Consider the following 21,439-nt stretch of genomic DNA (forward strand, 5'->3'; position numbering starts at 1 on the left):
GAACCACACCCTCACTACCGCGACCGGCGCCGAAAGGTTCGCCGGCCTCGCGCGTGCCCGTCGCCGCACGCGGTCACCCGGCGGGTAACGTGATCCAATGAGCAAGCCATATCTCGAGCCGCCGGAGTGGTTCGCCACCCTGCCCACGGTGTACGCCTCGGCGTGTCTGCTGCTCACCGACGTCCACGACCACGTCCTGCTGGTGAAACCCAACTACCGGCCGGGCTGGGCGATCCCCGGCGGCATCGTCGAAGCGGGCGAGTCACCCCACGACGGCGCCCGCCGCGAGGTCCACGAGGAGCTCGGCCTCCGGGTCGAGGCGGGCGCGCTGCTCGTGCTCGACTGGGCGCCGCCGCTCGGCGACCGGCCGCGGTCGATGGTCAACTTCCTGTTCGACGGCGGCACGATCGCCGATGGCACGCCGCTGCTGCTACAGGAGGAGGAACTGGACGACGCGGGATTCTTCCCCTGGGAGCAGGCCACCGCCCTGCTGCCGGCCGCCACCGCGCCGCGGCTCCCGGCCGCCCGCCGGGCGCGCAAGGACGGACATGCCGTCTACCTGCCCAATGAAGCGGCGCTGTGACGCCATGGGCTGACCCGGCCTCCATGCCGTGCTCTTCGCCGCGCTCTTCGCCGTGCTCTTCGCCGTGCACTTCGCCGCGCACTTCGCGGTGCACTTCGCGGTGCCGTACGAGCGTGGGAGCATGGACGGTATGACCGAGGAGGGCATGCGGCGGGAGCGCGTGGTCGGGATCGGCTCGGGCGCGGCCGCCGTCCAGCCGAAGGAGCTGGCCACCGAGGACATGGTCCTCAACATCGGCCCGCAGCACCCGTCCACGCACGGGGTGCTGCGGCTGCGGCTCACGCTCGACGGTGAGCGGATCGCCGCCGCCGAGCCGATCGTCGGCTACATGCACCGGGGCGCGGAGAAGCTGTTCGAGGTGCGCGACTACCGGCAGATCATCGTGCTCGCCAACCGGCACGACTGGCTGTCGGCCTTCGCGAACGAGCTGGGGGTCGTGCTGGCCGTCGAGCGCATGCTCGGCATGGAGGTCCCCCGACGGGCGGTGTGGGCCCGGACGCTGCTGGCCGAGCTCAACCGGGTGCTCAACCACCTCATGTTCCTCGGCTCCTATCCCCTGGAGCTCGGCGCGATCACCCCGGTCTTCTACGCCTTCCGGGAACGCGAGACGCTGCAGCACGTCATGGAGGAGATCTCCGGCGGCCGCATGCACTACATGTTCAACCGCGTCGGCGGGCTGAAGGAGGACCTTCCCCTCGGCTGGCTCGACCGGGCCGCCCAGGCCGTCGCCGACGTACGGCACCGCCTGCCCGACATCGAGGAGCTGATCTCCGGCAACGAGATCTTCCTGGCCAGGACCAGGGACATCGGCGTCCTCGACCGTGACACGATCATGCAGTACGGCGTGAGCGGCCCGATCGCCCGGGCTTCGGGGGTGGACTTCGACCTGCGGCGCGACGAACCCTACCTCGCCTACGGCGAGCTGCCCGTCAAGGTGGTGACCCGCTCGGCCGGGGACTGCAACGCCCGGTTCCAGGTGCTGCTCGACCAGGTCAAGGTGTCCCTGGATCTGGCCGACGCCTGCGTGGAACGGCTGCGGGAGCTTCCGCCGGGGCCGATCAACCAGCGGCTGCCGAAGGTGCTCAAGGTCCCCGAGGGCCACACCTACGCCTGGACCGAGAACCCGCTCGGCCTCAACGGCTACTACCTGGTGTCCCGGGGTGAGAAGACTCCGTGGCGGCTGAAGCTCCGCAGCGCCTCGTACAACAACATCCAGGTGCTGCGGGAGATGCTGCCCGGCCACCTGGTCTCCGACATGGTGGCCATCCTCGGCTCGATGTTCTTCGTCGTTGGAGATATCGACAAATAACCCGATAGTTCGGTCCGGAGGCGGTCTGGCCATCAATTTTTACCCACTTTGAGAAACTCTTGCCAGAATGTCGGGCGTGAGCGACCCCACTCGACAAATCGGTTCGTACACCCTCATCCGCGTCCTCGGTGAAGGTGGGATGGGCATCGTCCATCTCGCCCAGGACGGCGACTTCAAGCTGGTCGCGGTCAAGGAACTCCGTCCCGAGCTGGCGGCACGCCCGGATTTCCTGCGCCGTTTCACCAGGGAGGCCGCCGCTGCGCGCAAGGTGGCGCGGTTCTGCACCGCTCCGGTGCTGGATGCGGGCATCGACGGAAAAACCGCCTACATCGTCACCGATTATGTCGAAGGGCCTGATCTACGCAGCGTAGTCAAGGAGCAGGGCCCGCTGTCCGGAGCCAACCTGGAGGCGCTGGCGGTCGGTGTGGCCACCGCGCTCACCGCGATCCACGAAGCGGGCGTCGTGCATCGGGACCTGAAACCCGCCAACATCCTGCTCAGCCCCGTAGGTCCCCGTGTGATCGATTTCGGGATCGCCCAGTTGGCGGAGCCGGAGGTGACCCGGTCGGCGACCGTCATGGGGACACCGGAATACATGTCCCCGGAGCAGGCCAAGGGCGAGCCGGTCACCGCGGCGAGCGACGTGTTCGCCTGGGGCGGCGTGGTCGCCTATGCGGCCACGGGGCGACCACCGTTCGGCACCGGCCACATGCCGGAGGTGCTGTACCGCGTGGCCCACCATGTGCCCGACCTGAAGGGCGTGGATGAGCGGCTCAGGCCGTTGGTGGAACAGGCGCTGGACAAGGATCCGTCCCGCAGGCCGACGGCGCAGCAGCTTCTGGATCGCCTGCTCGGCCGTGAGTCGATCACGGCGGCCTCCGCCACCCGCCTGGTGACCGGCACCTGGACGCCGTCACCGACCCTCCCGCCCAAATCGCCGATCTCCCCGCCACGGCGGCCGATCCGCAGCCGCTGGATGAAACCGGCGGCGGCGATCGCGGTCGCGGCCATGGCGCTGGGTGCATCGGTACTGGTCTGGCGGCCGTGGGAGGTGGCCGCACAGCAGGGGAGCGGGACGCGAGGGACGCAGCAGGACGGCGTGCTGGCCGAGCGGGACACGATCACGAGCGACGAGAAGAACCAGAGCATTCCGGTGCACATCACGATCGACTCCCTCGTCCGCCAGGGTGACGAGGTGACGCTGTTCTGGACGCTCAGGAACGACAGCCCGTCGGGCGCCGAAGTCCGCCTGGAGTCGGTCTTGGACGGCGGGTTCCAATCCGACACCAAGAAGATCAGCCTCTCATATGCGGGTGCGACCGAACCCGTCCACCCGGCGATGCGGCAAGACAAATGCGTCTGTACGCACTGGGGTTACGGCGACACCATTCCGGCCGGCCGATCACGCAGGTTTCACGCGATCTTCGATCGCCTGCCCGGGAAAGTCGAGAAGGTCGATGTCGATCTGGTACTGCTCGGCCGTGTGAAGGACATCCCCGTCACCGAGAGCTGAGCCCGGGATCACTCCTCGCCTTCCGGCTTGCCGGGGACGCGGCAGCAGTACTCAAGGAACAGCGCCGCGCAGATAAGGATCACGCATGACAGGAACGATCCTCCCGCGATCAGCGCGTCCTGGCGGGGTTTGGGCAGCTCGAGCATGTCGATCACGCGGCACACGAACCCGGCGAACACCCCCGCGAACACCGCCCCCGCGTACGCCGTGGCCTTGGCCAGCGCCGCCAGTCTGGCCACGGCCAGCGGCTCGACGGGCTTGGTGTCCGGCCTGCGCAGGATCCTCGCACGTGTCAGCCAGCCGGTGTACGCCTCGCCGAGTGCGAGCAGCAACGTGGTGGGGATGGCCGTCCACGGGAGGGTGGGCAGCACGGCGTAGGCCTGCTGCAGCACACCCCAGGTGACGAGCCCGAACACCACCACCAGACCGACGAGGACGCCGGGGTTGCTGGGTTTCACGCACGCTCCGTTTCGATGGGGCCGACCGGGGATCCTTCCGTTCAGTCGGGAGGTACCAGTGAGAAATCGGGCCGTAGCCGTACCCCGCTCTGGTCCAGGTCGGCCAGCAGGGCCGCGACCGGGCCATGGCCGGGAAGCACCGCGTCCGGATCGATCTGGGCCCAGGGGACCAGCACGAACGCCCGCTCATGTGCCCTCGGATGGGGCAGGGTCAGCTCCGGGTCGTCCGAGACCATGCCGCCCACCATGATCAGGTCGACGTCCAGGGTGCGTGGCCCCCACCGCTCCTCACGTCTGCGGCCGAACGCGGTCTCGACGCCCTGGGCCCGCTCCAGCAGCGCACGCGGATCCTGCATGCCCTCGGCGATCACGACGGCGTTGAGATAGGGCCCCTGCTCGGGACCGCCCACGGGATCGGTCTCGTACACGGGGGACACCGCCACGAACGTCAGCCCCGGAGCGTCGAACAGCACATCGAGCGCGCCCTGGAGATAGTCGATCCGGCGGCCCAGGTTGCTTCCGAGCGAGAGCACCACCCTCATGCGCGGCTCCTTCTGATGGTCACCACCACGTCGTCGAACGGCAGCGGGATCGGCGCCGCCGGTTTGTGCACACTCACCTCCGCCGCCTCGACCACGTCATGCGCCAGGCAGGCCGACGCGAGGCGGTCGGCGAGGGTCTCGATGAGATCGACGGGCTCACCGGCCACGATCTCGGCGAGCCGTACGGCGAGAGCGCCGTAATCGACCGTCCTGCTCAGATCGTCATGCGCCGCGGCGGGCGCCGTGTCCAGGAAGAGCGTCACGTCGACGACGAACTCCTGGCCGAGCTCGCGCTCGGCGGGAAGGCACCCGTGCCTGCCGCGCACCCGTAACCCGGCGAGCCGGATGGTGTCACCGCTCATGGCCGTCCGCTTCCGCCTCGTCCTCCGCCTGGAGGATGGGGGACCCGTGGTGCATCCAGAGCCGCCAGCCCGACTCGGTCCTGATGAAGGTGTTGCTGGCGACGACGAGCCCCGTCGCGAAGCCCAGCTCGTCGGCCCCGGCCGGGACCAGGACGTCCTCGGTGCAGGTGATGACCGCGACGTCCCCGCTCAGCATGGTGCGCACGTCGGTCAGCACGAACTGGATGTACGTCGTGTTGGCCATGAACAGCGCCCACGACCGGAGCACCGCCGTCCGCCCGCTCAGCATGGCCCAGCCGGGATGCACGCACATCGCGACCCGGTCTTCGGTGTCCTCGATCCAGATCTCGGACATCTTGTCGAGGTCGCCGCTCTCGAACGCGTGGTAGAACGCCTCGTTGAGTGCCTCGAGCTCCTCGATATCCGTCATTCCTGGCATCGCCATCCCTCTTCAGCCCGGCCCCGACCGGTGCCCGTGCCGGCACCGTCTCTTTCGGCGGCCCGCCACGCCGCGGCGACGCGTACGGCGTCCGCGTTGGGGCCGACCTTGTGCACCCGCACACACCAGGCGCCGGCTCGCGCGGCGAGCGCGGTGACGGCGAGAGTGGCGTCGTCGCTGCGGCCGAACGGCCGCGGGGTGCCGTCCGGATCCGCGAGCAGGCGGCCGAGAAACCGCTTGCGCGACGCACCGATGATCAGTGGACGGCCGAGCCGGTTGAGCGTGTCCATGCCGGCCAGCACGGCCCAGTTGTGCTCCGCCTGTTTGGAGAACCCGAGACCGGGATCGAGGATGATCTGCTCCTCCCTCACGCCTTCGGCGAGCACGGAGTCGACTCGCTTGCGCAGTTCTTCGGCGACCTCGGTCACCACGTCGTGATAGAGGGCGCGGCTGTCCATGTCGCGGCTGTGGCCGCGCCAGTGCATCACCACGTACGGCACGCCGGTGGCCGCCACCACCCGGGGCATCTCGGGGTCGGCCAGGCCGCCGCTCACGTCGTTGACGAGCCGGGCCCCGGCCGCGACCGCCACCTCGGCCACCTCGGCGCGCATGGTGTCCACACTGACCGTGACGCCCTCCCCGGACAGTGCCCGGATCACCGGCTCGACCCTACGCAGTTCCTCGTCGAGCGAGACCCTGGCGGCGCCCGGGCGGGTGGACTCGCCCCCGACGTCCACGATGTCGGCGCCCTCGGCCACCAGCTCGAGGCCGTGCCGGATCGCGATGTCGGGATCGAACCACCGGCCTCCGTCGGAGAAGGAGTCGGGGGTGACGTTGACGACACCCATGACCAGGCAGCGGCCGGGGTCGGGCATCCCGGGCACGCTCCATGCGGTCATGGAGTCCAGCCTAGATGCTCAGGGGTCACGATCGGTCCCATGGGGGTGCGCCTGTGGACGGACAGGGGCCTGCGGGAATCGGAAGCGGGCCGCCGAGAGATCAACCGCGCAGGATGAGCGACATGGCCTCGGCCCGGGTCGCCTCGCATGTGCGGAAGTCGCCGCGGACCGCCGACGTGATCGTTTTTGCGCCCGGCTTGCGGACACCGCGCATCGTCATGCACATGTGCTCGGCTTCGATCACCACGATCACCCCGCGCGGCTCGAGCACGGCCATCAGGCCGTCCGCTATCTGCGAGGTCATCCTCTCCTGCACCTGAGGCCGGCGTGCGTAGACGTCGACCAGCCTGGCCAGCTTGGACAGGCCGGTGATCTGCCCCTTCTGGTTCGGCGTGTAGCCGATGTGCGCGACGCCGTGGAACGGCAGGAGGTGGTGCTCGCAGGTGGACATCACCTCGATGTCCTTCACGAGCACCATCTCGTCGTGATCGGCGTCGAACATCGTGGTCAGCGCGTCCTCGGGGCGCTGGCCGAGCCCGGCGAACTGCTCGGCGTACGCGCGGGCGACGCGTGCGGGCGTTTCGCGCAGCCCGTCACGATCCGGGTCTTCCCCGATCGCCAGCAGGATCTCGCGGACGGCCTTCTCGATCCGATCGTGATCGAAGCCGGGGAAGGGGGGAACCATCGTCAGGCCTCGTCTCGCTGCGCGGACTGCTCACCGGCCCCCGTCCACGGCGCGGGGGTGGCGCCACCACCGGCCGGCAGTGCCGAGCCGTTGCCGTTCGCCCGCTCCTTCGGAGTGATGACCGGGGGGCGGTCGGACGGGAGGCGCTTGCCGTACCCGGCGTAGGAAGGCCGCTTCTCCCTGGTCACCACGGGCGAGAAGATCTCCAGGACCTGCTCGCGGGAGAGGGTCTCCTTCTCCATGAGTTCGAGGACCAGGTTGTCGAGCACGTCACGGTACTGGACGAGGATCTCCCACGCCTGATCGTGCGCGCTCTCGATGAGGCGGCGGACCTCCTCGTCGATCGCCGACGCGATCTGCTCGGAGTAGTCGCGCTCGTGGCCCATCTCCCGGCCGAGGAAGACCTCGCCGTTGCCGCTGCCGAACTTGCGCGCGCCGAGCCGTTCGCTCATGCCGTACTCGGTGACCATGCGGCGGGCGATCGAGGTCGCCTTCTCGATGTCGTTGGACGCGCCGGTGGTCGGCTCGTGGAAGACGAGCTCCTCGGCCGTACGCCCGCCGAGCAGCATCGCGAGCTGGTCCATCATCTCGGAGCGGGTCGCGAGGAACTTGTCCTCCATCGGCAGGGTCATCGTGTAGCCGAGGGCGCGGCCGCGCGACAGGATCGTGATCTTGTGGACCGGGTCGGAGTTGGGCAGCGCGTGGGCCACCAGTGCGTGTCCGCCCTCGTGGTACGCGATGATCTTCTTCTCCTGATCCGACATGACCCGCGACTTGCGCTCGGGGCCGGCCATCACACGGTCGATGGACTCCTCGAGCGTGTTCATCGTGATCAGCTTCTGGTCCTGCCGTGCGGTGAGCAGGGCGGCCTCGTTGATCACGTTCGCCAGGTCGGCGCCGGTGAAGCCGGGGGTCCGCCGCGCGATCACCTCGAGGTCGACGTCCTGCGCGAACGGCTTGCCGCGGCCGTGGACCTTCAGGATGCCCTTGCGGCCCTCGAGGTCGGGCCGGTCGATGACGACCTGCCGGTCGAAACGGCCCGGACGCAGCAGGGCGGGGTCGAGGATGTCGGGCCGGTTGGTCGCGGCGATCAGGATCACGCCGCCCTTCACGTCGAAGCCGTCCATCTCGACGAGGAGCTGGTTCAGCGTCTGCTCGCGCTCGTCGTGGCCACCGCCGAGGCCCGCGCCGCGGTGCCGGCCGACGGCGTCGATCTCGTCGATGAAGATGATGGCCGGGGCGTTGGCCTTGGCCTGCTCGAACAGGTCGCGGACCCGGGAGGCGCCGACACCGACGAACATCTCGACGAAGTCGGAACCCGAGATCGAGTAGAACGGCACGCCGGCCTCACCGGCGACGGCCCTGGCCAGCAGGGTCTTACCGGTGCCGGGCGGGCCGTACAGCAGCACGCCCTTGGGGATCTTCGCGCCGATCGCCTGGAACTTGGCCGGGGCCTGCAGGAACTCTTTGATCTCCTGGAGTTCCTCGATGGCCTCGTCCGCACCCGCGACATCGGCGAACGTGGTCTTGGGGGTGTCCTTGGTGATCAGCTTCGCCCGCGACTTCCCGAAGTTCATGACCCGGGAGCCGCCGCCCTGCATCTGGTTCATGATGAACAGGAAGATCAGGACGATGATGATGATCGGCAGGAAACTGACCAGCAGGCTGACGAGGAAGTTGTCCTTGGGAACCTCGACGGTCCAGCCCTGCTTCGGCTTGGCCGTCTCCAGTGCCTTGGTCAGCTCAGGACCCTGTCCGTAGACCCAGGAGGACTGGATGCGGTCGGTCTGCTTGCCCCCGACCGCGATCGGCGAGTTCAGGGTCAGCTTGGCCTGCTGCTCCTTGTCGACGATGGTCGCACTCTTGACATTGCCCTGCTGAATCTGCTGGACGACCGTGGAGGTGTCGGCGGGCGTGTAGTTGCCGTCACCGCCGAACATCGTGGTGACGAGCAGGATGAGCAAACCGATGCCCAGGATCCACAGCAGTGGCCCACGTGTAAATCGCTTGAGATCCATCCGTTGCGGAACCCCGGGGGGCCCGTTCCTTCCTGACCGAGGCCTGGCCCCGGGAGGTCCCGGGGTCGCGGCATCCCTTACCGCTCCTACTGACTACCGGAGGTTACCTTCGGCACCCTACGGATATCCGAAGGTACACCCGCCCGCCGCTCGGGGTAACCGCCCGCACGGCGTCCGGCTTCGCCATTCCAACGTACGTCAGGCATTCCCGTGTTCCCCTACCTGGGAGCGAATGACACCCCATTTGGAAGGGGGATTCGCTCAGGGCTTACTCGCCTCCGTAGACATGTGGTGCGAGAGTGCCGATGAACGGCAGGTTACGGTACCGCTCCGAGTAGTCGAGGCCATAGCCGATGACGAACTCGTTGGGGATGTCGAACCCCACATAACGCACGTCGATCGGCACCTTCACGGCATCCGGCTTGCGCAGAAGTGCGCAGATCTCCACGGATGCGGGATCACGCGACTTCAGATTGTTCATGAGCCACGACAGCGTGAGGCCGGAGTCGATGATGTCCTCGACCACGAGCACGTGCCGGCCCGCGATGTCGGTGTCGAGATCTTTGAGCACGCGGACGACCCCGGACGACCTGGTCCCGGCGCCGTAGGACGAAACGGCCATCCAGTCCATCCGCACCGGAATGTGCAGCGCTCGCGCGAGGTCCGCCATGACCATGACGGCGCCCTTGAGCACACCGACGATCAGGAGATCCTGCCCTGCGTAGTCGGCGTCGATCTGGCCGGCGAGCTCTTTGATCTTGGCTTGGAGTTCCGCTTCCGAAATGAGGACGCTGGAGAGGTCCTTGCCCATGTCGGCTGCATCCACCTGGGGGTTTCCTTACGCGAGGTTGTCGACGAAGTACAGGGTGCCATAGCGCCGGACCACTCCGACCCCGCCGGGCAGGTCGACGCCCTTCTGCCCGTGCCAGTCCGTGACCAGGCGATCCGCCGCTTCGATGTGGACGGCGGCCAGCGCTGACGCCGGAGACCCCGCGGCCACGGCGGCCCGCCGCAGCACCCGCCGCCGTACGGCCGCAGGCGCCTGCGCGAGCACGGCCGCGATCAGCCCGCCGTCGGACATCAGCGATTTGGCGTAGACGTCGTCGGCCCACTCGTCCAGCGCGTCCGCGTCGTCTCGGCAGAGCCGTGCCGTACGGGCGAGCGCCTCGGCGACCCCCGGCCCCAGCGCCGCCTCCAGCACCGGCAGCACGTCGTGCCTCACCCTCGGCCTGGTGTAGGCGGGGTCGACGTTGTGCGGATCGTCCCAGGGCGACAGGCCGAGCGCCGCGCACGCCTGCCGGGTTCTCGCGCGGGCGAGGCCGAGCAGCGGCCGACGGTAGATGCCGGACACCTCCGGCATACCGGAAAGGGAACGGCTGCCGCTGCCACGGGCCAGCCGCATGAGCACGGTCTCCGCCTGGTCGTCCAGCGTGTGGCCGAGCAGCACGGCCGCCGCATCAAGACGCCGCGCGGCCTCGGACAACGCCTCGTAACGCGCGTCACGCGCCGCCGCCTCCGGACCGCCGTCCCCGTCCACGACCACGGTCAGGGCTTCGGCGGGGTCCAGGCCGAGCGTGGGCGCGAGCCGTACGAGCTCCCGGGCCCGCTCGGCGGAGCCCTCCTGCAGACCGTGATCGACGGTCAGCAGCCCGGCGCGCAGGCCGAGGCGCGGCGCGCAGAACCCGAGGGCCGCGGCGAGCGCGAGCGAGTCGGCCCCTCCGCTGCACGCGACCAGCACAAGCACGCCCCGGTCGGCCCGGCGAGGTTTCCCGCCCGGCTTCCCGGGCTCGCCACCGGACAGATCGGCCAGGCACAGTCGTACGGCACGGCGCACGTCGGCGACAGCGGGATGCGGACCCATACCCCCATTCTCTCCCGGTGATCTCTCAGCGGGACGAGACCCGCGGCATCACGCCGGGGCGCGGGGTCATGCGGAGGTGAGGACGCGCGACATCCAGGTGTCGGGGGCGGCGATCTCGTCGCGGGTGGGCAGCGTCTCGGGGGAGGTCCAGACCTGGTTGAACCCGTCCATCCCGGCCTCCTCGACCACGGTCCGGACGAACTTGGAGCCTTCGGCGTACTGCTTCATCTTGAGCTCGATGCCCAGCAGCCGGCGGATGAGCTGGTCCATGCGCGATCCGCCCTCCCGGCGGCGCTGGAACTTGGCTCTGATCTCGGCGACCGACGGCACGACCGACGGCCCCACCGCGTCCATGACGTAGTCGCCGTGTCCCTCCACCAGCGTCATCACCGCGGTGACGCGATCGAGGACGGCCTTCTGCTCGGGGGTCTGGATGGCCTCGATGAGATTGCTCTCGCCGCCCTTGAAGGCGTCGGCGACCGCGCCCGAGGCGGCCCGCAGCCGCTCCAGCAGGGTCATGAGGTCCATCTCGGAGGCCAGGAGGAACTCGGTCATCTGGCCCCGGACGTACTCCCTCAGCCACGGCACCCCGGTGAACTGCACCCGGTGGGTCTCCTCGTGGAGGCAGACCCACAGGCGGAAGTCACGGGGGTCGACCCCGAGCTCACGCTCGGCGTGCACGATGTTGGGCGCGACCAGCGTCAGCCGCCCCGCCGGGGCGACCCCGCTCGGGTCGGGCGGGAGGAACAGCTCGTACTGCCCCAGCACCCGGGAGGCGAGGAACGCCAGCACGGCGCCCACCTCGAGGCCGGTGATGCGCGAGCCGACGGCGGACACGATCGCCGGCATGCTCGACATCTTGTCGGTCAGCGGCTCCAGCACCACCCGGAACCCGTCCACGTTGGCCCGGATCCAGCCCGGCCGGTCCACGACGGTCGCCGCCTCGGGCGGGGCCGAGTCGAGACGGGTGAACTCCCGCACGTGTCCTTCGGCGTCTCGGGACAGGCGCCGCAGCTCGGCGACCGCCTGTCTGGCCTCCTCACGGCTCACCTGTGGCCCGGGGCGCACGAGGCGAACTCCGGTCGCGACGGCCAGATCCCAGTCGATCACCTGCATACCCACCACCGTACGTTCTCCGCGTTCCCCCCGCGCGAGGGGACGCCGAATCAGCTCTGGGAGACGATCGTGGCCATTTTGTCGAGCGCGGCGATCGCTCTGTCCGGATCAGTCACCTCGTCCGCCATGAACGCGAACGTCACCAGCCGCCCGCCGGCCGTGTACGCGATGCCCGCGAGGGTGTTCACGCCGTTGAGCGTCCCCGTCTTGGCGCGGACCAATCCGGCACCGGGCGCCGATTCGGATTTTCCGTACCGGCCGTGCAGGGTGCCGGTGAACCCGGCCACGGGCAGCCCGCTGATCAGCGAGTTCAGGTCGGGGTGGGCGGGAGAGGACGCGGCGGCCAGCAGACGGCCGAGCGCGGCCGGGGTGACGCGGTTGCGTGTGGACAGCCCGCTGCCGTCGTGTACCTCGACGCCCTGGTCCAGGTTCAATCCGGCCAGGATCCGGTGGACGGCGTCGGTGGCGCCCCTGAAGGTGTGCGGCAGGCCCTCCTTCACCGCCACCTGACGGGCGAGGGCCTCGGCGAGATCGTTGTCGCTGAGCGTGAGCATCCGCTCGACGAGGGCGTAGACCGGCGGCGACTCCACCCGGGCCAGTTCCTGACCCGCCGCGTATCGGGCCGCGCCGTCCTTGGCCGCGGTGTCCTGAACCGTGCCGTCCTGAACCGTGCCGTCCTGAACCGTGCCGTCCTGAGCCGTGCCGTCCTGAGCCGTGCCGTCCTGAGCCGTGCCGTCTTGCGCGGTCCGGTTTTTTGCGTTCTGTCCTTCGGGTCCCGGGGCGGCACCGGGCCGGATGTCGCCGCCGACGGCGATGCCGGCCCGCCGCAGCAGCGCGGCGAAGGCGGCGGCGGTTTCGCGCGGCGGGTCGGTCAGCCGTCCGCCGCCGGTCGTCCGGCCCTCGTCCATGGTCAGTGCCGTGACCGGTGCCACACTGCCCTCGGGGATGTAGTTCGGCTTCCAGCCGGGCGCCGACCGCGGGCCGCCGAACAGGGACGAGTCGTACGACAGGTTCACCCGGGTGATCCCGGCCGCCTTGAGCGCCTTGGCCGTACGCGAGGCGAGCTGCGCGAGCGAGGCCGGTCGCGGATATCCGCCGTCCTTACCGGTGCCCTTCGGCCCGGCGAGGGTGGGGTCGCCGCCCCCGACGAGAACGATCGAGTTCCTGGTCCTCCCCCGGACCACCCGTGTAGCGAACCTGGCGTCGGGACCGACCGAGGCGAGCACGGCCACCGCGGTGACGACCTTGGTCGTCGACGCCGGGGTGACCGGCCGCGCCGAATCGCCGTCGAAGAGCGACTCCCCGGTCCTGGCGTCGAGTACGACGCCCGCCACGTTCTTCCCCAGCCCCGGGGCACCCATGGCGTCACGCAATCTGGAGGTCAAAGTACCCTTGACGGGAAGGACCCCGTCCCCAGCCGCGGCCAGAACCGGACCCGCGGTGATGATGGGGGTGGGGGCCGGTTCCGGGGACGCGATAGGGGCCGGCGTCCGGGTGCCGTCATGGATGACCATGTAGCCATAAACACCCGCGACGACGACGAAGATCTGCAGGAGGGCGAGGGTGGCCACCACCATCCACCGCTCACGTCGCAGCACCACGAGACCCTCATTTCGCGCCGACCGGAACCACGCCTACGAGACATTAATGCCCATCCGGGACACCGGGGGCTTGAGCGGAGGAACCAGTGGAGTTCGACGTTGTCGTGGAGATCCCCAAAGGACAACGGAACAAGTACGAAGTGGACCACAAGACTGGCCGCATCCGGTTGGATCGCCTGCTCTTCACGTCGACCCAGTACCCCGCCGACTACGGCTTCATCGAGAACACTCTGGGTGAGGACGGAGATCCGCTCGACGCGCTGGTGTTGCTCCAGGAACCGACCTTCCCCGGCTGCCTGATCAGCTGCCGCGCGGTCGGCATGTTCCGCATGACCGATGAGAAGGGCGGCGACGACAAGGTGCTGTGCGTCCCGTCGACGGATCCGCGCATGGAGCACATCCGCGACATACATCATGTCGCCGAGTTCGACCGGCTGGAGATCCAGCACTTTTTCGAGGTCTACAAGGACCTGGAGCCCGGCAAGTCCGTCGAGGGCGCCAACTGGGTCGGCCGCACCGAGGCCGAGTCCGAGATCATGGCGTCTCTCAAGCGGTTCCAGGAAGAAGAGGGCGGCGCCGAGGAGCATTGAGCCGACCGTAGCGCGAAGTGGTCCGCCGGTCAGGTCGCGGGCCTGGTGGCGCCGACCAGATCGTGCCGCCAGATCGGTGAGATGCGCACCACGTCCCCCGTTCGGGGGGCGTGGACCATCATTCCTCGCCCGATGTAGATCCCCACGTGATGGATGCCGTGCGGATCTCGGCCCGATCTGCCGAAGAACACCAGGTCCCCGGTGCGCAGGTTCTTCAGCGACACGCGGCGTCCCGAAGTCCATTGGGTGCCGGTCCAGTGATCGAGGGAGACCCCCGCCCGCTGCCAGGCTCTCATGGTCAAGCCTGAGCAGTCGAAGCCCGCCGGCCCGTCGGCCGCCCAGACGTACGGCTTGCCGAGCTGTTTCAGCGCCCATTGGGCGGCGAGTCCGCCTCGGCCCGACCCCAGGCGGCCGGCCCACGCCGGGACCCTTCCACCGCCCCCGCCAAGGCCTGCCGCCGATCGTTCTCGCGTCGACCGTTGTCGCGACTCCTGTCTCGCCCGTTTCAGTTCGTCCACTCTGGACTGGGCGGCCGCGAGACTCTCGGACAGTTCCTGCTTCTCCTGTTCGATCCGCCGTGTCGTCTCCATCTGCCGGTCGACGGCCTCCTGGGCCGCGTCCCTGGCCAGCCGTACCCGCTCGGCCGCGCGAAGCTGTGCGGCGTACGCCTGGGCGGCCTGGGCGCGGAGGATCTCGTAGACCCGCTGTGTGTCGCTCAGGCGCCGCAGGGCGGCGACCCGGGCCTCCGACATGTGCGTCAGCAGGCTGGCCCGCTGCAGAAGACCGCCGATGTCGCTCAGGCTCTCGGCGAGGGCGCCCGGCACGGAGATCGCCAATCCGCCGTAACTCGCCGTCGCCTCGGCCGCGACGGCGGCGCGGGCCTCCTCGACCTGATCGGCCGCGCCGCGCAGGTGCCGGGCCGCCTGCTCGTAACTCGCCTTGACCGCCTCGAGGCGGACGAGTTCGCCGTTGTACGCCTCGACGAGGCTCTCGGCGTTCTGCGCCAGCTCGTCCTGACGGGCCCGGGCCGCGGTCAGGTCGGCCTCGGCCCTGTCCAGTTCATGGGCTTGTTCCTGGGCATGCGCCTGGGCCTTCGCCACGTCTTTGGCGGACGGTCGTGGATCGGCTCCGGCCACGCCGCCGAGGGTAAGGACCAGACCCGATCCCAGGCCGACGACGAGCCCCGATGCTCTGAGGAGTGGCATTACTACCCCTTCCGTGCTTCCACTCCCCCAAGTTCCCTCTGATTACTCTGAGTACACGTTTCAGATACGTAGGGTAATCATCATATGTAGGAGATCGTCCTGATAAGACAGTGGCCGGAACCGCTCAGGCATCCTGCTGAGAAGCGGTCTGTGGGGCAGGTGGCGGAGCAGACGGAGGATCGGACGGCGTGGCCGGTTGTGACGTGGGCTCGGGCAAGGGCCTCTGAGCGGATTCAGAGGCCGACCCGGCAGCCGGCCCGGACGGACGCGACGATCTGGACGATCTGGACGGCGGGGACGGCTTCGCCTGCGGCCTTCGGCGATCGTCCATGGATTCCCTCGCCGCTCCGGACCGGTCCGCCCCGCTGCGATGGAACCAGCGACCGGAAGCGGTCGGGTGCCGGTGCGACGGCCGACCCGACTGCTCGGGCGACGGGCGGGGCGATGGCCGGGCCGACGGCCGGGGTGTCGGACGCGGCCTCGGCTTCTCGTCGCAGTGATGGCACGGCCAACGGTGGTGCTGGTGGTCTCGGCCGGGCCAGTGACCGTGACCCGGCCAGGGCCCGGGGCGATGCGGGGGTGGATGGTGGCCGGGCCAGTGCGGCGGAGGGCCTCCGGACGGAGGCCGGGTGGGAGGCTCAGGCGAGGGTATGGACGGCGTCTCTCCCGGTTCTCCACCCGGCGGTGTCGGCTTGGGACCCGACGGCTCGGCGGTCGGCACCGGCCGCGGTTTGGGCTTGGGCCGGGGTGCGGTCGGCGGCGGAGCCGGCCGGGGCACGGGGGCCGGCAGTGGAGCGGGTCCGGCCGGGATCACCGGGATCACCGGCTCGGCCAGGTTGGGGCGGCCGGGTTGGGGCTGCGCCCGACCGCCCGGAGACCGGGCCTCCGGAGATCGGTCCTCTGGCGACCGCTCCTCAGGAGTCCGGGGCGGACGCTGGGCGACGGCCTCGGGGTCCGGCTGTGCCGTACCCGGCGACAGACCGGTGGCGGACCCGTCCGCCACCGGCCACCGGCGCGCGGCGATATCGGAGACCGAATCCGACAGATCACCGGAGAACTGTGCGAAAACCAGCGCGATCGCCGCCGCCGCCGCTACCGTGGCCACCGCCCCCGCCACCGCCTGCGCCAGGCGGCCCTCACGCCGGGTGCCCGCCCTGGGAAAGCCCGACGGATCGAGCGCACCCACCCGTTTCGCGACGAACCTCCGGTAGGGAACGAGTTCGGGGTCGACGAAGGAGCTCAGCACCCGGACGCGGAGCGTGTCCGGCAGACCCGTCTCGGGCAGCTGAGCGAAGACCTTGGTCGCGGAGACCTGCCGCATCCGATGCCGGGAACAGGTCTCGCACCGCGCCAGATGCCTGATCAGCCGGTGTCGCGTCTCAGCGGCGAGCACGCCGGAGAACCCGGTGAGCATCTTGGCGGCCCGATCGCAGTCATGATCGTTCTTCCGTGCGAGGATCTCGGCGGTGATCGCATCGCGCAGGCGATCGGTCGCCGACTCCCGTAGCCCCTCCACGTAACGCTGCCCGGCGCCGAGCATGGCCGCCACCTCTGCCGTCGACAGGTCGTGGCGGGTGGTCAGGTCGAGAACCTCTCGGTCGGCGAGCGACAGCGCGGACACCGCGCCCTGGGCCACCACTCGCAGGTCGGCCACCGCGACGCCGGCGGGACCCATCGGACCGGTGACATCGCCCGGGTCCCGCAGCCCCGCGTCGAACTGCGCGCCATCGAATTGGGCGGCGCCGGACCGCGCGGCGTCGAACGGCATCGTGCTCGGCGCCGCCTGGGCCGTACCCGTCCGCTCGCCCACCCGGTCGTTCGACTGATCGCCGGGCTGCTCGCTTCGCCGATCGACCGGCGAGACGTCCGGCGTCCTGCGGCGCCGGCACTCTCCACGCGCCAGGGCGTACAGCCACGGCCGGAACGACTCGTGGTCCGCGAGGGCGCCGACGAGGGCCTCGGCGGCGATCAACGTGTCTCGTAACGCGACCTGGGCGTTGTCGGGGCCGCCCAGCATCATCCGGCAGTAACGGTAGATGCTCTCTGCATACGTGTCATAGAGCGCGGCGAGAGCACCCGGATCGCGGGCGCGCAACGCCTCCACCAGGACGCCATCATTCATATAACGCAGAGTAAATGCTCGGTAACTACCAGCTCTACCGATTCTCTGAATTGTGACGAGAGGGACGCGAATTCACCGCGGCCTGCCCATCGAAATTATTCATCAATTTCCAGATTTACCTGTTGATGTAATGACTTAATGGGGAGAACCACACTGATCCGCGCTAAACGGCACCGTTCCGGTCGAACCCGCCCGCTCAACGGGTCTGCGCGGCCAGCCCGGCGTCCGCACATGCCCGGGTCAGCGCATCGAGGCCGAAGGCGTCCACCGGGCCGAGGGCGCCGGTGCCGCTTACCCCCTCGGCGAGTGCGGTGGTGGCGCCCCACGCCAGGATCCGGGCGGTGAAATCGTACGGATCCGCCCCGTCGAGCTCCACGGCGGCGAGCAGGCGGCCTCTCGCGTCGTACGCCTCGGCGATGATCTGGGAGGAGACGGCCGGACCGGCGGGGACGGGTGACCTTCCCGCGCGCATCACCCGGTCGGCCAGCGCATCCGTCACCCGGCGGGCGCCCGGCAGGGTGGCGAGCACCGGTCTCACCCGAGCCAGCGTCCCTGCGGCCCGGGTGAACCGGCCCAGCCAGCCCAGATAGACGTTGACCTCGCGCAGGCCGGGGTGGGCCGGCGGCAGGGCGAAGTGCTCGGAGGTGCCCACGGCGATGCCGTAACGGCGGCGTCCCCCGACGAGGAACGCCCGGGTGCGGCCGTGCTCGTGGACGATGCGGCCCTCGCGGAAGCCGTACATCGGCTCGAGGAGGATGCCGAGCGCGGAGGCGCGGGTGCCGGGGCTGAGCCGACCGGCCAGATCACCGCGCACGAAGTAGCCGACGTCCACCCGCACCGCCTCCGATCCGGCCTTGCGCAGGGCCAGGGCGGCGGCCAGGTTGCCGGGCACGTAGTCGTACCCGAAGGCGGTGATCAGCGCGGCCCCGCCCGCGCCGGCGGCCGGGCCGTACCGCTGGAAGATCCGCTTGATGAACGGGGGTTCGCCGGCGGTGTCCAGGTAGACGGCGCCCGCCTCGGTCGCCGCCATGACCGCCACCTCCCCCCAGCGCATGAACGGCCCGACCGCCGAGATCAGCACATCGCCTGGGCCGACGATCTTGCAAAGCGACTCCGGGCGGGTCACGTCGGCGACCGCCGTGGGCGGCCGTACCGCCAGGGAGGCGGCGAACGCCTCCAGCCTGGCGGGGTCGCGCCCCGCGAGCAGCGGCCGGGCTCCCCGCGCGATCAGCGCCGCCGCGGTGAGCCGGCCGGTGAACCCGGTGGCTCCGAAGAGCACGATCCTCGGGGTTCTCATGCCCTCACGGTAACCTGCCCCGGCCGCCTGACCGGGCGGCGGTGCCGGTCCCCGCCCACGATCCGCTGCTCGCCGTCCGCCGCTCACTGCCGCCGGTCGGCGAGCACCTGGTAGCCGCGGTCCTTGACGAACGGCTTGGTGCTGGGCGCGACGGTGTGGATCGGGGCCGCCCCGGCGAGGGCGAGGTCGATGTACGGCTTGGCGGTGGTCCCCCACGTCCTGGCGAGCACGTCGGTCTTGGCGATCGTGCCGCCGGTCACGCCGTCGACGGTGATGACGAACCGGCGCTTGAGGTTCGCCTGGACCTTGTCGAGGTAGGCGGTGCCGCCGCCGGCCAGCTTGCCGGCGGGGTCGCGCAGCAGGGCCGTCACCGCGACGCCGCTCGCCGCCTTGAGGAAGGGATCGAGCACATAACCGGTGATCAGGTAGCTCCCCTCGTGCAGCCGCTCGGTGACGACGTCGGAGATCGGGAACGGCAGGAAGGCCGACGGGATGCGCGGGACGCGGCTCCAGGTCGCGTGGCCGCATTCGATCTTCACCCGGACCGGCCGTCCGCTGACCGTCGTCTGGCCGCTGAACGCCACGGACCTCCCGGGCGGGACCGCGTCCAGCGGCTGCTTCATGTGGACGACCTCCTTGCCGGCGGCGTCCACGGCGGTGATCGTCGCGATCGCGTTCTCTCCGAAGTGCCAGCGGTTGGCGTTGGTGAGCACGCCCGCCCAGCTCACCACATAGCCGGCGCCGGACTTCGCGATGGAGGAGACCTGCTCCTTGAGGACGAGCGGACGGGCATCCGCCTGCTTGTCTTCGCCGCACGCCGCCGGCGCCAGCGCGGCGAGGGCGAGTGCGAGAGCGATCGTCATTGGGCTACGTCGTGTCACTTAGTCGTCATAACCGCTGAAACGGACGGTGACCTCTCGGACACGCGCAGGCCGTACGGTATCTTTACGGGCTTCCGCCGGGGTTACGACGAATCGCCGCCGACCGCATTGTGCCGCCGCCTATCTCGGGCGGACCACCCGGCGTTCGTCCCAGACCGGCTCCGGCGACTCGTATACCCGTCCGTCGGCGCCGAAGACCAGGTAACGGTCGAAGTCGGCGGCGAACCATCGATCGTGGGTCACCGCCAGCACCGTGCCGTCGAAGGAGTCCAGGCCTTCCTGCAGCGCCTCGGCGCTGGCCAGGTCGAGGTTGTCGGTCGGCTCGTCGAGCAGCAGCAGCGTGGCTCCGGACAGCTCCAGCAGCAGGATCTGCAGCCTGGCCTGCTGGCCTCCCGACAGCGTCTCGAACCTCTGGTCGGCGACGCGTCCGGCCAGTTCGTACCGGGCCAGGGCCTTCATCGCCTCGTTCCTGAGCCGGGCGTGTCCGGTCATCACGATCTCGCAGGGCGTCCGTCCGAACAGCTCGGGACGGGCATGGGTCTGGGCGAAATGCCCGGGAACGACCCGTGCACCGAGCCGGGCCGCCCCGGTGTGCCCGATCTCCTCGCCCGCGAGCAGCCGAAGGAAGTGGGACTTGCCCGATCCGTTGGAGCCGAGCACGGCGACGCGCTCGCCGTACCAGACCTCCAGGTCGAAGGGCTTCATCAACCCGGTCAGCTCCAGGCGTTCGCAGGTCACCGCCCGTTTGCCGGTCCGGCCGCCGCGCAGCCGCATGCTGATTCGCTGGTCCTTCGGCGGGACCTCCGGCGGCCCGGCCTCCTCGAAGCGGCGCAGCCGCGTCTGGGCCGCGTGGTAGGCGGGGGCCATGCCGTCGTTGTAGCTCGCCTTCTGCTTGAGCATGTTGACCAGGCGCTTGAGCTTGGCGTGCTCCTCGTCCCAGCGGCGGCGCAGTTCGTCGAGCCGCTCGTTGCGTTCCCGCCGGGCCTCGGCGTACGTGGCGAAGCCGGCGCCGTGGATCCAGATGTTTCCGGACTCGACGGTGACGATCCGGTCGGCGACGTTCGCGAGGAGCTGCCTGTCGTGGGAGACCAGCAGCACGGTCTTCGGTGTCTCGCGCAGGGCCTGTTCGAGCCACAGCTTGCCCGGCACGTCGAGGTAGTTGTCGGGCTCGTCGAGCAGCAGGGTCTGGTCCGGGCCGCGGAGCAAGGCCTCCAGCACGAGCCGTTTCTGCTCACCCCCGGACAGCGTGCTCACGTCACGATATTTCACCTTGTCGTACGGCATGCCGAGGGCGGCGATCGTACACGCGTCCCAGAGCACCTCGGCGTCGTAGCCGCCGGCGTCGGTGTAGTCGGTGATCGCCTGGGCGTACCGCATCTGGGTCTTCTCGTCGTCGCGCTCCATCATCGCCAGCTCGGCATCGTGGAGCCGGGCCGCGGCCTCCCTGACCCGTGTGGGCGCGACGCCGAGCAGCAGATCGTGGACCGTGCTGCCGTCGCGGATCCCGCCGATGAACTGGCGCATCACGCCGAGGCCGCCGGAGCGCGCCACCGAGCCCTCGACCGGCTGGAGATCGCCGGCGATCAGGCGGATCAGGGTCGTCTTGCCCGCTCCGTTGGGACCGACGAGCGCGGCCTTGACGCCCTCCCCGACCCGGAACGAGACGTCGTCCAGCAGCGGCCTGCCGTCCGGCAGCACGTACGTGAGATGCCCGACCTCGACGTGTCCCACGGTGATCTCCTCCTGCGCTCCTCGCGCAGGCTATCCAGCGGCCCCGCCTCGCGGCATCTCGTTTTTCCACGGCCCGGCCCCTCGGATCGGAGATGTTCCCACCGCTGAGCCCCATGTGAACGGTTGGCCGCCAAGCGTTCATACGGGGTGGAACGCGGAGAACTCCCGCCGGTCGGGCGACCAGGTCGCGAGCCGATGCTCGGCAGATCACCTCGCGCACCGACGGG

At 69.8% G+C, this 21,439-nt stretch carries 19 protein-coding genes and 2 pseudogenes; 4 read left to right on the forward strand and 17 right to left on the reverse strand.

The genetic code is table 11. The features are described 5' to 3' along the window. Positions 1-97: 97 nt before the first annotated feature. The 3 genes from AP234_RS26425 to AP234_RS26435 all read left to right on the forward strand — a co-directional run bounded on the left by AP234_RS26425 (position 98) and on the right by AP234_RS26435 (position 3,405). Positions 98-583 (forward strand): NUDIX domain-containing protein, encoded by a 486-nt coding sequence (locus AP234_RS26425; RefSeq protein ID WP_055482441.1) that lies wholly within the window; start codon positions 98-100, stop codon positions 581-583. Positions 584-728: 145 nt separating this feature from the next. Beyond that, positions 729-1,892 carry an NADH-quinone oxidoreductase subunit D gene (locus AP234_RS26430; RefSeq protein ID WP_055482498.1) on the forward strand — a complete coding sequence of 388 codons (1,164 nt, stop codon included), beginning with the start codon at positions 729-731 and terminating at the stop codon, positions 1,890-1,892. Positions 1,893-1,968: 76 nt separating this feature from the next. Further along, positions 1,969-3,405, forward strand: coding sequence for a serine/threonine-protein kinase (locus AP234_RS26435; RefSeq protein ID WP_160330488.1), 1,437 nt, complete (start codon positions 1,969-1,971; stop codon positions 3,403-3,405). Positions 3,406-3,413: 8 nt separating this feature from the next. Here AP234_RS26435 and AP234_RS26440 read toward each other — a convergent pair whose 3' ends face one another. The 12 genes and pseudogenes from AP234_RS26440 to AP234_RS39680 form a co-directional block, all read right to left on the reverse strand. Further along, on the reverse strand, positions 3,414-3,863 hold the full coding sequence (locus AP234_RS26440; RefSeq protein ID WP_055482443.1) for a DUF3180 domain-containing protein: 450 nt from the start codon (positions 3,861-3,863) through the stop codon (positions 3,414-3,416). A gap of 41 nt (positions 3,864-3,904) precedes the next feature. Continuing rightward, positions 3,905-4,405, reverse strand: coding sequence for a 2-amino-4-hydroxy-6-hydroxymethyldihydropteridine diphosphokinase (folK, locus tag AP234_RS26445; protein WP_055482444.1), 501 nt, complete (start codon positions 4,403-4,405; stop codon positions 3,905-3,907). Next, a complete protein-coding gene (gene folB / locus AP234_RS26450; protein ID WP_055482445.1) occupies positions 4,402-4,767 on the reverse strand; it encodes a dihydroneopterin aldolase in 366 nt (121 codons plus the stop codon). Before folB ends, folK begins: the two co-directional genes overlap by 4 nt. Further along, a complete protein-coding gene (locus AP234_RS26455) occupies positions 4,757-5,197 on the reverse strand; it encodes a nuclear transport factor 2 family protein (RefSeq protein WP_200926726.1) in 441 nt (146 codons plus the stop codon). Before AP234_RS26455 ends, folB begins: the two co-directional genes overlap by 11 nt. Further along, entirely contained in the window at positions 5,194-6,105 is a 912-nt protein-coding gene (folP, locus tag AP234_RS26460) for a dihydropteroate synthase (RefSeq protein WP_055482446.1), read from the reverse strand. The genes AP234_RS26455 and folP overlap by 4 nt, the downstream gene beginning before the upstream one ends. A gap of 100 nt (positions 6,106-6,205) precedes the next feature. Then, complete coding sequence (folE, locus tag AP234_RS26465; protein ID WP_055482447.1) at positions 6,206-6,790, reverse strand: GTP cyclohydrolase I FolE; 585 nt, start codon at positions 6,788-6,790, stop codon at positions 6,206-6,208. 2 nt (positions 6,791-6,792) lie between these two features. Next, positions 6,793-8,808 carry an ATP-dependent zinc metalloprotease FtsH gene (gene ftsH, locus AP234_RS26470; RefSeq protein ID WP_055482448.1) on the reverse strand — a complete coding sequence of 672 codons (2,016 nt, stop codon included), beginning with the start codon at positions 8,806-8,808 and terminating at the stop codon, positions 6,793-6,795. A 268-nt stretch (positions 8,809-9,076) separates the two neighbouring features. Further along, entirely contained in the window at positions 9,077-9,634 is a 558-nt protein-coding gene (gene hpt / locus AP234_RS26475) for a hypoxanthine phosphoribosyltransferase (protein WP_083502459.1), read from the reverse strand. Between the two features lie 12 nt (positions 9,635-9,646). Then, positions 9,647-10,669, reverse strand: a complete 1,023-nt coding sequence (gene tilS, locus AP234_RS26480; RefSeq protein WP_055482450.1) for a tRNA lysidine(34) synthetase TilS — start codon at positions 10,667-10,669, stop codon at positions 9,647-9,649. A 66-nt stretch (positions 10,670-10,735) separates the two neighbouring features. After that, entirely contained in the window at positions 10,736-11,785 is a 1,050-nt protein-coding gene (locus tag AP234_RS26485; RefSeq protein ID WP_200926727.1) for a zinc-dependent metalloprotease, read from the reverse strand. A 50-nt stretch (positions 11,786-11,835) separates the two neighbouring features. Then, positions 11,836-12,426: pseudogene (dacB, locus tag AP234_RS39675) on the reverse strand (D-alanyl-D-alanine carboxypeptidase/D-alanyl-D-alanine endopeptidase); the annotation flags it as partial. 261 nt (positions 12,427-12,687) lie between these two features. Then, a pseudogene (locus AP234_RS39680) lies at positions 12,688-13,362 on the reverse strand (D-alanyl-D-alanine carboxypeptidase); the annotation flags it as partial. Positions 13,363-13,472: 110 nt separating this feature from the next. Here AP234_RS39680 and AP234_RS26495 point away from each other — a divergent pair. Next, positions 13,473-13,976, forward strand: coding sequence for an inorganic diphosphatase (locus tag AP234_RS26495; protein WP_055482451.1), 504 nt, complete (start codon positions 13,473-13,475; stop codon positions 13,974-13,976). Positions 13,977-14,005: 29 nt separating this feature from the next. Here AP234_RS26495 and AP234_RS26500 read toward each other — a convergent pair whose 3' ends face one another. From AP234_RS26500 to AP234_RS26520, 5 genes are all read right to left on the reverse strand, one after another. Continuing rightward, positions 14,006-15,181, reverse strand: a complete 1,176-nt coding sequence (locus tag AP234_RS26500; RefSeq protein ID WP_055482452.1) for an NlpC/P60 family protein — start codon at positions 15,179-15,181, stop codon at positions 14,006-14,008. A gap of 124 nt (positions 15,182-15,305) precedes the next feature. After that, complete coding sequence (locus AP234_RS39270) at positions 15,306-17,303, reverse strand: RNA polymerase sigma factor (RefSeq protein ID WP_152990630.1); 1,998 nt, start codon at positions 17,301-17,303, stop codon at positions 15,306-15,308. A 196-nt stretch (positions 17,304-17,499) separates the two neighbouring features. Beyond that, positions 17,500-18,600: a saccharopine dehydrogenase NADP-binding domain-containing protein gene (locus tag AP234_RS26510; RefSeq protein ID WP_055482454.1), complete on the reverse strand. Its 1,101-nt coding sequence runs from the start codon at positions 18,598-18,600 to the stop codon at positions 17,500-17,502. An 83-nt stretch (positions 18,601-18,683) separates the two neighbouring features. Further along, positions 18,684-19,463 carry a hypothetical protein gene (locus AP234_RS26515; RefSeq protein ID WP_055482455.1) on the reverse strand — a complete coding sequence of 260 codons (780 nt, stop codon included), beginning with the start codon at positions 19,461-19,463 and terminating at the stop codon, positions 18,684-18,686. A gap of 138 nt (positions 19,464-19,601) precedes the next feature. Then, the gene (locus tag AP234_RS26520) at positions 19,602-21,212 is read right to left on the reverse strand and encodes an ATP-binding cassette domain-containing protein (RefSeq protein WP_055482456.1); all 1,611 of its coding nucleotides are present in this window, start codon (positions 21,210-21,212) and stop codon (positions 19,602-19,604) included. Positions 21,213-21,439: the final 227 nt, after the last annotated feature.

Origin of the sequence: Sphaerimonospora mesophila, assembly GCF_001417795.1 — a bacterium.
Taxonomy (GTDB): Bacteria; Actinomycetota; Actinomycetes; order Streptosporangiales; family Streptosporangiaceae; genus Sphaerimonospora; species Sphaerimonospora mesophila.

Excerpts from the sequence above, each read along its gene's own strand:
- AP234_RS26455 (WP_200926726.1), bottom strand. The coding sequence starts at position 5,197 with ATGACGGATATCGAGGAGCTCGAGGCACTCAACGAGGCGTTCTACCAC.
- AP234_RS39270 (WP_152990630.1), bottom strand. The coding sequence starts at position 17,303 with ATGAATGATGGCGTCCTGGTGGAGGCGTTGCGCGCCCGCGATCCGGGT.
- folK (WP_055482444.1), bottom strand. The coding sequence starts at position 4,405 with ATGAGGGTGGTGCTCTCGCTCGGAAGCAACCTGGGCCGCCGGATCGAC.
- AP234_RS26485 (WP_200926727.1), bottom strand. The coding sequence starts at position 11,785 with ATGCAGGTGATCGACTGGGATCTGGCCGTCGCGACCGGAGTTCGCCTC.
- AP234_RS26430 (WP_055482498.1), top strand. The coding sequence starts at position 729 with ATGCGGCGGGAGCGCGTGGTCGGGATCGGCTCGGGCGCGGCCGCCGTC.
- AP234_RS26510 (WP_055482454.1), bottom strand. The coding sequence starts at position 18,600 with ATGAGAACCCCGAGGATCGTGCTCTTCGGAGCCACCGGGTTCACCGGC.
- tilS (WP_055482450.1), bottom strand. The coding sequence starts at position 10,669 with ATGGGTCCGCATCCCGCTGTCGCCGACGTGCGCCGTGCCGTACGACTG.
- AP234_RS26500 (WP_055482452.1), bottom strand. The coding sequence starts at position 15,181 with ATGCCACTCCTCAGAGCATCGGGGCTCGTCGTCGGCCTGGGATCGGGT.
- folB (WP_055482445.1), bottom strand. The coding sequence starts at position 4,767 with ATGAGCGGTGACACCATCCGGCTCGCCGGGTTACGGGTGCGCGGCAGG.
- AP234_RS26515 (WP_055482455.1), bottom strand. The coding sequence starts at position 19,463 with ATGACGATCGCTCTCGCACTCGCCCTCGCCGCGCTGGCGCCGGCGGCG.
- AP234_RS26425 (WP_055482441.1), top strand. The coding sequence starts at position 98 with ATGAGCAAGCCATATCTCGAGCCGCCGGAGTGGTTCGCCACCCTGCCC.
- folP (WP_055482446.1), bottom strand. The coding sequence starts at position 6,105 with ATGACCGCATGGAGCGTGCCCGGGATGCCCGACCCCGGCCGCTGCCTG.
- ftsH (WP_055482448.1), bottom strand. The coding sequence starts at position 8,808 with ATGGATCTCAAGCGATTTACACGTGGGCCACTGCTGTGGATCCTGGGC.
- folE (WP_055482447.1), bottom strand. The coding sequence starts at position 6,790 with ATGGTTCCCCCCTTCCCCGGCTTCGATCACGATCGGATCGAGAAGGCC.